General features: G+C 48.2%; 9 protein-coding genes and 2 rRNA genes (1 of these 11 cut by a window edge). 2 read left to right on the top strand and 9 right to left on the bottom strand.

Going from position 1 to position 12,863, the window contains the following annotated elements:
* Positions 1-11: 11 nt before the first annotated feature.
* From ACJJIR_RS00485 to ACJJIR_RS00460, 6 genes are all read right to left on the bottom strand, one after another.
* Positions 12-593 (bottom strand): hypothetical protein, encoded by a 582-nt coding sequence (locus ACJJIR_RS00485; protein WP_444906934.1) that lies wholly within the window; start codon positions 591-593, stop codon positions 12-14.
* Positions 594-722: 129 nt separating this feature from the next.
* A complete protein-coding gene (locus tag ACJJIR_RS00480) occupies positions 723-2,615 on the bottom strand; it encodes a DUF885 domain-containing protein (protein ID WP_444906933.1) in 1,893 nt (630 codons plus the stop codon).
* Positions 2,616-2,803: 188 nt separating this feature from the next.
* Positions 2,804-3,625: a mechanosensitive ion channel family protein gene (locus ACJJIR_RS00475; protein ID WP_444906932.1), complete on the bottom strand. Its 822-nt coding sequence runs from the start codon at positions 3,623-3,625 to the stop codon at positions 2,804-2,806.
* Between the two features lie 31 nt (positions 3,626-3,656).
* Positions 3,657-4,250, bottom strand: coding sequence for a DNA-3-methyladenine glycosylase I (locus ACJJIR_RS00470; protein WP_444908394.1), 594 nt, complete (start codon positions 4,248-4,250; stop codon positions 3,657-3,659).
* Between the two features lie 105 nt (positions 4,251-4,355).
* Positions 4,356-5,345 (bottom strand): SDR family oxidoreductase, encoded by a 990-nt coding sequence (locus tag ACJJIR_RS00465; RefSeq protein ID WP_444906931.1) that lies wholly within the window; start codon positions 5,343-5,345, stop codon positions 4,356-4,358.
* A 229-nt stretch (positions 5,346-5,574) separates the two neighbouring features.
* Positions 5,575-7,683, bottom strand: a complete 2,109-nt coding sequence (locus ACJJIR_RS00460) for a prolyl oligopeptidase family serine peptidase (RefSeq protein WP_444906930.1) — start codon at positions 7,681-7,683, stop codon at positions 5,575-5,577.
* 87 nt (positions 7,684-7,770) lie between these two features.
* Between ACJJIR_RS00460 and dtd the strand changes: the two genes are divergently transcribed.
* Both dtd and ACJJIR_RS00450 read left to right on the top strand, forming a co-directional pair.
* The gene (gene dtd / locus ACJJIR_RS00455) at positions 7,771-8,208 is read left to right on the top strand and encodes a D-aminoacyl-tRNA deacylase (RefSeq protein WP_444906929.1); all 438 of its coding nucleotides are present in this window, start codon (positions 7,771-7,773) and stop codon (positions 8,206-8,208) included.
* Positions 8,209-8,277: 69 nt separating this feature from the next.
* The gene (locus ACJJIR_RS00450; protein WP_444906928.1) at positions 8,278-8,847 is read left to right on the top strand and encodes a GNAT family N-acetyltransferase; all 570 of its coding nucleotides are present in this window, start codon (positions 8,278-8,280) and stop codon (positions 8,845-8,847) included.
* Positions 8,848-8,879: 32 nt separating this feature from the next.
* On the opposite strand, the gene ACJJIR_RS00445 is transcribed toward ACJJIR_RS00450, so the two are convergent.
* The 3 genes from ACJJIR_RS00445 to ACJJIR_RS00435 all read right to left on the bottom strand — a co-directional run.
* On the bottom strand, positions 8,880-9,872 hold the full coding sequence (locus ACJJIR_RS00445) for a YncE family protein (RefSeq protein ID WP_444906927.1): 993 nt from the start codon (positions 9,870-9,872) through the stop codon (positions 8,880-8,882).
* Positions 9,873-10,678: 806 nt separating this feature from the next.
* Positions 10,679-10,794 (bottom strand): 5S ribosomal RNA (gene rrf / locus ACJJIR_RS00440).
* Between the two features lie 203 nt (positions 10,795-10,997).
* Positions 10,998-12,863: ribosomal RNA gene (locus tag ACJJIR_RS00435) — 23S ribosomal RNA — on the bottom strand (it continues 1,016 nt past the right edge of the window).

Below are 12,863 nucleotides of genomic sequence, written 5' to 3'. Positions count from 1 at the left end.
ATACTCCTCTCTTATACATTGCCTAGCAGATAATAAGCCCCAAAAATACCCACTCCCCAAAATACAGCCCCTACAGCCAACCAAACAAAATTCCAGGGAGTAAATCTCGAGTTAGCCTGTCCTGAAATATCTCCATTAACTATATTGGCAGCTTTCTGTCCCTCATAAAGTGGCCACAATGTAAAGGGTAAGAGAAGTATGCTTACTATATCGATCAATGAAATTACATCGGAGTAATAGGAAATCCTGTCGACAATAGCCCCGGCAATCGCAAAAACTACATATAACGTAGCCCAAAGTGCCGGCACCCAGCGGTAATCCACCTTATCAATCTCGATACGGCTTTGAATCCTGGAAAAAAGGGAATGAGTAAAAAAGATAGAGAATATTGCCCGCATAACCGGCCACATATTCTCTCCACTAGCATGCTGATATTCTGCCCAATGACGGTAAAACCAATAAACTGAATAGATACCCACTGTACCTAAGCTCATTACCCAGAACTTGGTTGGTGAAACTATATAAAACTGCGCTTCATCCTCTGAAACAGTATCTAATTCAGCCTCTGGGGCAGAGTAAATATTTGAATCCATTGGGACTTTTCCATAAATAAGAATTTTAGGGAAACCAGCTTTCCTCTATACACAGACGATATTCACAGAAATACGCCCAATAAAAAAGCCGGGCTATGCCCGGCTTTTTAAAAGAGTCAGCTAAGAAGCTTATGATTGCTTCACTGATTCCACCCAAGAGGCTACGCGGCTCTCCAATACGGGCACTGGCAAAGCACCGCCACCCAGCACGGTATCGTGGAATCCGCGAATATCGAATTTATCACCCAACTGATCTTCAGCCCGCTTGCGCAGCTCCTGAATCTTCAGCATACCGATCTTGTAAGCGGTCGCCTGGCCCGGCCACGCCAGGTAACGACGTACTTCGGAACGAACTGCAGTCTCGGGGATTGCGGAGTTTTGCAGGAAGTACTCCACCGCTTGCTCTTCACTCCAGCCTTTGGCATGCAGGCCGGTATCAACAACAAGGCGAATGGCTCGCCACATTTCAGCCGTCAGGTGGCCAAACAGGTTATAGGGATCTTCGAAGGCCCCCATTTCTTTAGCAAGCTTCTCAGAGTACAGCGCCCAGCCCTCTACATAGACAGTAAAGTGAGCTTGAGTGCGGAACTGCGGGATACCTTCCAATTCCTGAGCAATTGAGATCTGCATATGGTGACCGGGGTTGCCTTCGTGGTAGGCCACAGTTTCCATATCAGTCGTGGAATAGGCACTCATATCGGACAGGTGCGCATAGTAAATACCCGGGCGGGAACCGTCGGGAGTGCCGGGGTAGTAATGCTGGGCACCGCCATCCTGTTCGCGGAAAGACTCAACCCGCTTTACTACCAACTCAGCTTTCGGCAGAAGGCCAAAGTATTCCGGCAATTTCTTGGTAATGTTGTCCAGGAAGGCAGTTGAGTCATCCAGGTAGCCCTGGCGACCTTCATCGGTATTCGGGTAGTAGAATTGGCCATCTTCGCGAATAAACTTGAAGAAGTCCTGCAGGCTACCTTCGAAACCAACCTGCTTCTTGATAGTTTCCATCTCACCACGGATACGCGCCACTTCTTCCAGGCCGATATTGTGGATCTGGTCGGCAGTCAGATCCGTAGTTGTGGTGTTGGCCAGGCGTTGATTGTAGTAAGCCATACCATTGGGCAAGCTACTAGCACCTTGAGGCTCTGCTGAGGCCTTCTGCATATCCGCTTTGAGCCAGGTAACCAGCCCTTGATATGCGGGGAAGAACTCAGTCTCTAATGCCTTGCGCGCTTCCGCGGTCAGCTTGTCTGCCTGCTTCTGATCAATAGTACCGGCTTCGAGCAGCTCAGCGATCTTTCCTTTGGCACCGGCCCACAGAGGTGCGTCTTCACCATCGGTAAACGGCGCGCCTTCAATCAATTTACTGGACTGATCAATCGCACCTTCATAGGCAAAGCGCGGGGGGCGGATACCTTCTTTGGACGACAGCTTGGCGCGGTCAAGCAGCTGGTTGATCGCGCGGGAGATACCACCGATACGGGTGATATACGCCTGCATATCTTCAACGTTGTCGACCTTGTGGAAGTTCAGCAGGAAGTTGGGCAACTGCGATTGTGCACCTCCCATCTGCTCAAAGATGTAGCCGTGACGGATAAACGGCGCAGCGGCCTTGGCCTGTTCAAACTGATAAATCCAGATATCGTAGGACGTTTTTCCTTCCTGGGTCAGCTTGCTGTAGTCGAAATTCTTCTTGAGATCTTCAACACTTTTCTCTTGCCAAACCAGGCGGCGAGCCTCTGCGGCCTCACTCATATCGTCAATTTGGTCGTAGTGGTCTTTGCGACCCAGGTAGGACAGCTGAATCGGGCTGAACTGCAGCTGTTCCTCATAACGCTCATCCAGCCACTCAGTCAGGCGCTTGGTTTCCGCAACCGCATCTACAGTAACTGAGGCCTCGGCAACCGCATTTTGGGGCTTATCTGCATTTGCTCCAGTCTGGGCACTCTTGTCACCCTGACAGCCCGCAAGGATAGCGACAGCCAGCAGACTGGGGATCAGTGGGTTGTTCAGCTTTATCGGCATCTTCCTATCTCGATCAAAAGTTGTACAAAAAAACGCCGCTAACTTTGACACGAATTCGGTGAGGTGTCGATTAATGCCCCTCAGAACGCTATATGTTTGCGTTGAGTTGAGACAAATCGGAGATTTTGGACTAGGTGGACCCAATACCTGGAGCAGGATATTGTCACGAATGACCCTGCAGTAATGGGCTAACGCATAGTGGCAGCCCGATCCACGATATGAAGCTCTCGTTGGGGAAAGGGTACCGTCAAGCCTTCTGCCTCCATTGCAGGCTTAAGCTTTTGCATCAGGGACCAGTAAACATCCCAGTACTGATCATTGGCAGCCCAGGCCCGCAACTGTAAATTGACCGCGCTGTCAGCAAGCGCCTTAACAGCGAAACTTGGCTCTGGCTCAGCGAGAATACGGGGTTCCTGTTCTACCAAGCGACGTAATACTGTTAGACCGCGATCAATGTCATCGCCATAGGCAATACTCGCCACAATCTCGATACGGCGAGTCTTATTGCGACTGAAATTGGTGAGCACTTGCCCCCAGATAGCACTGTTGGGTGCGGTAATACGCAGCCCATCCGTGGTATCCAGCTCCGTAGTAAACAGCCCTACCTCGCGAACAGTGCCCAATATGGCACCGAACTGAATCACATCCCCAACGCGAAACGGCCGCAATCCCAGCAATAGGAACCCCGAAGCAATATTTTGCAGGGTATCTTTCAACGCTAAGGCTACTGCCACACCAGTAGCGCCGAGTAGAGCAATTAAGCTGGTAGTGTTAATACCAAAGACATCCAATACCAGCAGTGCGCCAACAATATAAACCGCCCAGCTCGAAATACTGCGCAGTACCGGGCGCAAGGTAATATCAAACCGGTCCGGCAGACGATCAACCGCTCGGCGGGCAAGATGGGCCACAAACAGCGTCACCAAAACTACCAGTAGTGCGGCCGCCAACTTTAGGGATAATGCAGTTACTTGGGGCCAATACTCATTGAGTAAGCTATTAATATTCATCGATCCCCGAAAATAAATCCCTATTTTAAATTCAAGCCAAACCTAAATTCTGCGCCTCATCGACACAACGCTGATGAGCCGGACAAGTTTCCAAGTGATCATTGACCATTCCAGTTGCCTGCATATGCGCGTACATAATGGTTGATCCCACAAAACTAAAACCCGCTTTCTTTAACGCCTTACTCATCGCATCAGATTCTGCTGTAGTGGCCGGCACCTGCTTCATGGAGCGGGGGCGATTAACAATCACTCTTCCACCGGTGAACTGCCAGAGAAAATCCTTTAAGGATATACCGCGATCGCGCAACTCGAGGGTTGCCCGTGCATTCTTGATGGCCGATTCAACCTTGAGCCGGTTGCGAATAATTCCCGGGTTTAGAAGTAATTTCTCTACCTTTTTAGGGGTGTAGCGAGCAATTTTTTCAGCATCAAAATTATTAAACAGTTTACGGTAATTCTCCCGCTTATTGAGCACTGTAATCCAAGATAAGCCCGCCTGGGCCCCCTCCAGCAACAAAAACTCAAACAGGGTTTGATCATCGGTAACCGGCCTACCCCACTCCTCATCGTGGTAACTTTGATAAAGTGGTGTAGACAGGCACCAGTCACAGCGTTTTTCCGCCATCATTACTTCCTTTTTATAACTAGCTTGCGCCAGAGAAAAAGTAATACTGAATAAGCTGTAAAACCAAAAGCAAGGCAACTAACCCAAAAATAATATTATTACGATTCACTTCGACTCCAACAAATTGTTCTGCACTAACCAATCGCGACATTCGCATAACATAGTATCCAAAGCCACCCCCGATTGATAACCGAGTTCACGTTCAGCTTTAGTACTACTAGCAACGACTCTCCGCGTTACCAACGTGGCTTTTTCAGGGGTAATAACCGGCTCTTGCCCACTCACACGAGACCAGAGGTCAGAAAACCAGGCGATAGATTGAATTAGAAATGCCGGTGTGGTGCGTTTTGGTACAGGTTTATGCAATAACTCAGCAATCTTTCCAAAGAATTCTAAAAAACTGGCATCCGTTCCGGCCAAGATATAATTTTCACCACACCGCCCTTTTTCAACCGCATCGATATGGGCTCGCGCTACTGCACCGGCATGGCAAAAAGAACCCCAGCCCGGTGGAACACCTGGTAATTGATTTTTATCAATCAGAAAAAAGGTCTGCGCCCAACTGGTGGTATCGTATTTACCCACAATCGCGCAAGGGTTAAGAAATACCGCATCCAGGCCCTGCTCAATTTCTTTGCGAACGGCAATTTCCTCTCTTTTTTTCGTGTAAAGATAGTGATGGTGAGGATCATCTGCCAGCTTATCACTTTCTTCAGTAATTCTTTCCTTATGGTAGCCATAAGCAGAAATTGAGCTGGTCACCACCATACGCCCTACATTTTTCTCCCTGGCAACTTTGGCAATATTCGCTGCCCCCTCAACATTATCTTTCCATTGCTGGGCATTACCGCCGCGCCACATACTGGTATTAGCCGCCATATGGAAAAGCGCATCGACGTTATCTGGGATTGCAGCTTGAAGGGACTGAGGATCATTCAGAGAGGCTTCAACCAGGTTGACGCCCAAAGAGCGTAACATATCGGTATTGGAGGTGCGCCGATGCATAGCGGTAACTTTCCATCCATCACCAACCAATTGCTCTACCAAATTAGCGCCGAGAAAACCGGTTCCCCCGGTTACAAATGCATGTTTCATAAATCCACCGGATGAGTTGTTATCGTTATTCATACCCAGTGATTAGCTCTATCGAAGCCACCTCCTCCCGGAAGGGCAGACCGGTTGGTGATACGACCACTCCGACAGAGTGGGCGGCACACAAACGTCATTAGTGACACCGCCCCAAAACTAAACCCCTTTGCAATCGTCCTACTGGGAGTTTTATTGATTAATCCCGCTATTACTTTTATTGAGTTAGTTGGAAAGGCTACTCGATTTTCATGCCCAGCTGGTAGGCAAGGAAGCTCCACTGATTGGCGAAGTCTTCCACCTGCATCCATACCGGCTTGCCTGCACCGTGCCCAGCCCGAGTCTCCACGGCAAGCCAGACTGGTTTGTCACAGCCCTGATCTTTTTGTAGGGCTGCCGCAAATTTGTAGCTGTGCCAGGGAACCACTCGATCATCGCGATCAGCAGTGGTGATCAGCGTGGCCGGATAGCAGGTGCCCTCACGGGTGTTGTGGACCGGAGAATAGGCATGCAGCGCTTTGAACTCATCGCGATTTTCACTAAGCCCATAATCGCTCGACCACTGCCGGGCATTAGCGGAAGCGGTATGATATCGCAGCATATCCAGGACACCGACTACCGGTAATGCCGCCGCAAACAAATCCGGTCGTTGTACCAGCGTTGCCCCCGCCAATAGTCCACCATTGGAGCGACCACTAATAGCAAGCTTTTCAGGAGAAGTGACTTTCTCCTCGATCAGCCACTCAGCTGCAGCGATAAAATCATCGAAGACATTTTGCTTTTGCGTCTTGGTACCCGCCTGGTGCCAAGCATTGCCGTACTCGCTACCACCGCGCAAGTTGGCCAGTGCCAGGGTGCCGCCCATATCCAACCAACCGACAAAGCGGTTGTAGAAGCGCGGTAACTGAGCGGAGTTAAAACCACCATATCCATAAAGCAGCGTCGGGTTGGAGCCATCTCGCTTCATTCCCTTCTTATACACGAGGAATAGAGGCACCCGGGTACCGTCCTTACTCTTATAGAAATGCTGACTCACAGTCAGATCGGAAAAGTCTGCTGCATATTTTGGCTGCTTGAACATTTTGGTTTCACCAGTCAGTACATTCAGGTGGTAGATACTCGGCGGGGTAATAAAATTAGAGAAAGCGTAGAAGGTCTCAACTTCATTCGGCTCACCATAAAACCCCTTCACTGAGCCCACCCCTGGCAGCTTCAGCTCGTACTGTTTCTTACCGTTAGTATCGGTCACCAGCACTCGCGATTTCGCATCCTCCAGGTAGTGAAGCACAAAGCGATCACCGATATAACTGGCACTCTGCAGGGCACTAGTCGTCTCCGGCACCAGATCGCGCCAGTGTTTGCGTTGCGGCTTATTCAGATCAATAGCGATTACACGGCCCAGCGGCGCCCCCGCACTGGTCTCAAAGTAAAAGGTGCTCCCTTTATTTCCGAGATACTGGTATAGGCCATCCCAGTCATCCAGAAGCTTAATTACCTTGCCGCTTTCATCCCGTAAATCGCGATAGTAAAAGCCGTTCGAGTCATAGCCGTCGAAGATGCCAAACAGGAGATAGTTGCCATCGTCACTCACCGTCGCGCCTGGATTGCGGGTGGGATGATCAGTAATTTCATAGACCAGTTGATCACTTTCCTGGGCATCTCCCAGTCGGTGAAAATATACGGCTACCTGTTTGCTATCATCCGCCGTGCCATCTCTGTTAAACGGGTACCGGCTATAGTAAAAACCGGACTCATCCGGCGCCCAACTGGCATCACTAAACTTGATACCGGTCAGTTGTTCCTTCAGATCCTTGCCTGTCTTTAGGTCGCGAATACGATAGTCGGTCCAGTCAGTGCCACCATCCGAGATACCGTAAGCCAGATAGCGGCCCTTTGGACTGACTTTGAGGCGCTTGGCAGCAATAGTGCCATCTTCACTTAGGGTGCGTGGATCTAAAACCGTATCGCCCTCAGCAGACAGGCTAGAGGCCTTATAGAAAACATTCTGATCCCAATCACCGGTGTTGTAGCTGTAGTAATAGCTATCGCCCTTCTTGTACGGAACACCGTAGCGCTCGTAGCGCCATAGTTCTGCAAGCCGGTCATTGATTTTCTGCCACCCGGGCAGGTCCTTCAAACGCGGTAATGAATGATCATTCTGTTTGGCCACCCAACTCTTTACCTCATCACTGGACATTTTTTCCATCCAACGATAGGGGTCAGCCACCTTTTGACCAAAATATTCATCAATTTGAGCACCCGGTTTACTATCCGGATAGCTATCAGCTGCGTGAACACTCACCGCAGCAAGTGCACCGGCAACCAGTGCCACTAGCTGTCTCTTCATACCGTTATTCTCGGTTTCTCTACTGGGAACAGTCCGCTAATCTAGGCGATTTAGACGATCGGTTCCAGAGCAGCAGAGAGAAGTGAGATGAAAGGATTGATCCAAAGGGTAAGCCATGCCCAGGTTAATGTAGCGGGAGAGGCCGTTGGGGCCATAGATAAGGGTATCCTCCTGCTGCTAGGTATCGAAGCCCAGGACACTACCGATAGTGTAGATAAGCTGCTGCACAAAGTCCTGAATTACCGTATTTTTCCCGATGATAAAGGGCGTATGAATCTCAACCTCCAAAAGGCGGGAGGTGGGCTCCTGATTGTCAGTCAGTTCACACTAGTTGCCGAAACTGATAGAGGTTTACGCCCGAGCTTTAGTCGCGGCGCATCACCAGAATACGCGGAGGAGCTCTACAACTATTTCGTTAAAAGTTCCAAATCCCAATTTACGCCAGTGGCCACTGGAATATTTGCAGCGGATATGCAGGTTTCACTAGTCAATGACGGCCCGGTAACTTTTATGCTGGAAACCTAGAGACCTTCCACAGGCTCTTTCTGTTGTTTCACCTAATCAGGAAAACTCTACCAGTTAGTTAGGTTGCTAATGACTAAAAATATCGCTAAAAAATGGAGAGGCAAAAGGATGACTAAAAAGCCTATAGTAGTAAACAGTGATATCAAACTCGATCCACTTTTGGATAGTGACACAAAAATCATCTTTGCCTTAATTGAAAATAACAGACCACTGCTAGAGAAGTATCTCTATTGGGCAAAGCTTGTTGTCGACCTCCCAACCACAGAAAAATATATTGCCGACAGAGTATTCAGCAATAGTTTCGGAGCATCCTGGTACAAGATCCACTATTCAGACAAGGTAGTTGGGATCTTTGGTATCAAGGAAATTGACCTTAAAAAACAAAATGCAGAAATAGGGTATTGGTTGTGTAAAAGCTGCCATGGCAATGGAATCGTAACTCGAATCGTAAATAAAATATCTAGCTACTTGAAAGATCTGCACGATATTCAAGCGTTGAAAATTCACTGCTTATCTGAAAACAGTGCCAGCATAGCCGTAGCAGAACGCGTAGGTGGAGTCCATAGTGAAACTATTCCAAATTATTATTCGATTGATGGAATATTTCAGGACTTAAAAATCTACACAGTTCCTACCTGATTCATTATTTTAACAGTGGAGTTCAGGAATATTTATTGCTGAATATTTACTGGGCTCCACTCAATACCATCTGACCCTTGTCCCGCATTAAATATACGCTTAACTTTCCAAGTTGCGGTATCTATTTCAACAACTTTTCCGTCTCTCTGAGAACCGGCAAACAAAAACTTTCCGTCCGGAGAGAAAAATAGCGATGCTGGCTGTCTGGCCCCTGCGCTGCCGACATCAATCTCATGTAACTGTTTACGGGTCTTGGCGTCATACACTAGTATACGATTACCATTTAAGTCTGCTACAGCTACCACTTCGCCATCAGGGTGAAACCTGATTCGGATAGGCAGAAAACCAACATCTATCGTTTCTTTTTGCTTTAACGTTTCAGTATCGAAAATAAAGATATTTTCTGACTGATTATTTCCTATCCATAGCTCGCTATTATCGGGGCTTACCCACACTGCCTCCGGCCCATCCCCTGCCGGTATTGTAGATTTCAATTCCATAGTCTCTGTATCAATTACACTGAACGTATCCGACCCCCGGCTAGTAACGTAGGCGGTCTTCAGATCAGGTGATAGTGCGAGCATATGGCTACCTACCTGATCAGTACGGGCAACGCCCAATACTTTTCCTTCAGCCACATCCACCTTTATCACGTCGCTGGTTTCTTCTGTCGTAACAATCACATTATTGCTGTCGCCCAGCCAAGCGATACCGTGAGGGCCTTTGTGTGGACTGATATCAATTCTTTTCAGGCGCTTACCGCTCGCGATATCGAATACATTCAGCTCTTCTCCCACGTAGCCATCTTCAAGGTAAGAAACTACCACCACTTTAGATTTATCCGGCGACACTATTAATTCATGGGGCGAACCTCCAGTTTCCGGTTTCTTAACCTCTTGGCCGGAAGCCAGGTCAATAAAACTCACCGTGCCCTCATATTTATTTCCTACTACCAACGTCTGCGCCCTTAGCGATCCAGCAGCTAAAAGTACTAATGACATGGAAATTAAAAGTAGAAATCTCATTAGCAAGCCTCTCGGAGGAATTTGTCGCTAGTAGAATGCTTCCTTAACAGCACATCCCAGCGAGCCTTTTAGAACTGAAAAGTCAGCCCTGGTTATCCACTGAAACACTGGATAATAGATCGTAAAAATAGAATTCTTTAGATGTTTTCTTCATTACAGGGATGTTACTAACAGAATTCTTGGATAGTACTGTGCATAACTTTTGGATAGAGGTCTGGAAGCCTTTAATTTCGTGCAATGAAATAATTCGATTAAAAAACCAACGAAAAAAGTGTCAGGTTATCCACTAAAAGTAAGATCAGAACGTTACTAACAGAAAGTCTGGATAGAGTTGTGCATAACTTTAATAAACGGGCTACAGGCCCCGTGGTTACAGGGGATTACTGCAGAGACTAAAAAATCACCGATATTTTTACCGGCTAAATATAATTTTTGGCGGGAGTGGTAAGGGTACTTTTCTGAGTTTTATGCGAGTTATTTTTGTTGGATGATTTTTTATATAAGTGCTACGGAGGTATGTAAAGACCTATTTTTATAGGCTTTTTAGGAGAGCATCTGTTTAAGGTGCTCAAGTAGTTTTAGGTTTTTATTTTTTTAATTACTGACTGATTTTTTAAATAGAAAGTTGAGCATTAAAGTTTTTCAGAACTATTTTATTTTTTCTATTTAATTTCGACTAAGTAATTCCTGCTTTCCCTTTCTTCCTTCCCTTTTCTTAGTTTTTTTATTTTTTATTTTTTATTTTTAAAATATTTTTCAGCCATAAAAAAAGGGCCACCCTATTGGGTGGCCCTTTCGGATTAGAAGCCTGACGATGACCTACTCTCACATGGGGAAGCCCCACACTACCATCGGCGATGTTGCGTTTCACTTCTGAGTTCGGCAAGGGATCAGGTGGTTCCACAACTCTATTGTCGTCAGGCAAACTGGCTTGGGTTGGCGTTGGTCTTATAAGCAATGTGCTTAGCCTGCCGCGTTATCGCTGTTTGCCTCGGTCATGTTGTTGACCGGCGATAACCCCAAATAAGTCGGTAAAACAATCTGTAGTAATACACCGCAAGCGATCGTATGTCTCTAACTCACAATCCGCTAGCTTAGCTAGTCGTTAGTAACCATCTCTGTTGTATGGTCAAGCCGCACGGGCAATTAGTACTGGTTAGCTCAACGCCTCACAACGCTTCCACACCCAGCCTATCAACGTGGTAGTCTTCCACGGCCCTTCAGGAGGCTCAAGGCCTCAGGGAGATCTTATCTTGAAGGAGGCTTCCCGCTTAGATGCTTTCAGCGGTTATCCCGTCCGAACATAGCTACCCGGCAATGCCACTGGCGTGACAACCGGAACACCAGAGGTTCGTTCACTCCGGTCCTCTCGTACTAGGAGCAACTCTTCTCAAATCTCCAACGCCCACGGCAGATAGGGACCGAACTGTCTCACGACGTTCTAAACCCAGCTCGCGTACCACTTTAAATGGCGAACAGCCATACCCTTGGGACCGGCTTCAGCCCCAGGATGTGATGAGCCGACATCGAGGTGCCAAACACCGCCGTCGATGTGAACTCTTGGGCGGTATCAGCCTGTTATCCCCGGAGTACCTTTTATCCGTTGAGCGATGGCCCTTCCATACAGAACCACCGGATCACTATGACCTACTTTCGTACCTGCTCGACATGTCTGTCTCGCAGTCAAGCGCACTTATACCATTATGCTCATTGCATGATTTCCGACCATGCTGAGTGCACCTTCGTACTCCTCCGTTACTCTTTGGGAGGAGACCGCCCCAGTCAAACTACCCACCATACACTGTCCTCGATCCGGATAACGGACCAGAGTTAGAACCTCAAACATACCAGGGTGGTATTTCAAGGACGGCTCCACAACAACTAGCGTCGCTGCTTCAAAGCCTCCCACCTATCCTACACAAATAGGCTCAAAGTTCAGTGCAAAGCTGTAGTAAAGGTTCACGGGGTCTTTCCGTCTAGCCGCGGGTACACTGCATCTTAACAGCGATTTCAATTTCACTGAGTCTCTGGTGGAGACAGCGTGGCCATCGTTACGCCATTCGTGCAGGTCGGAACTTACCCGACAAGGAATTTCGCTACCTTAGGACCGTTATAGTTACGGCCGCCGTTTACCGGGGCTTCGATCAAGAGCTTCGCCGAAGCTAACCCCATCAATTAACCTTCCGGCACCGGGCAGGCGTCACACCCTATACGTCCTCTTACGAGTTTGCAGAGTGCTATGTTTTTAATAAACAGTCGCAGCCACCTGGTCACTTCGACCGGCCTCAGCTTAGGGAGCAAGTCCCATCACCAAAACCGGCGTACCTTCTCCCGAAGTTACGGTACCATTTTGCCTAGTTCCTTCACCAGAGTTCTCTCAAGCGCCTTGGTATTCTCTACCTGACCACCTGTGTCGGTTTAGAGTACGATTCACTATTACCTGAAGCTTAGAAGTTTTTCCTGGAAGCAGGGCATCAACCACTTCACCCACTAAGTGGGCTTCGTCATCAGTTCTCAGCCTTAGGGACCCGGATTTGCCTAAGTCCCCAGCCTACAACCTTAAACATGGACAACCAATCGCCATGCTGGCCTAGCCTTCTCCGTCACTCCGTCGCAGTAATAGCGAGTACAGGAATATTAACCTGTTTCCCATCGACTACGGCTTTCGCCCTCGCCTTAGGGGTCGACTAACCCTGTCCCGATTAGCGTTGGACAGGAACCCTTGGTCTTCCGGCGGGGAGGTTTTTCACCTCCCTTATCGTTACTCATGTCAGCATTCGCACTTGTGATACCTCCAGCAGACCTCCCGATCCACCTTCAACGGCTTACACAACGCTCCTCTACCATGCTCCTAAGAGCATCCGCAGCTTCGGTTATCAGTTTGAGCCCCGGTATATCTTCCGCGCAGGCCGACTCGACTAGTGAGCTATTACGCTTTCTTTAAAGGATGGCTGCTTCTAAGCCAACCTCCTAGCTGTCTGGGCCTTCCCA

The sequence above is a fragment of the Microbulbifer maximicatervae (SeqCode) genome (assembly GCF_052467385.1).
Note: the sequence above shows the minus strand (reverse complement) of the source record. Positions and strands in the feature narration are given on the sequence as shown.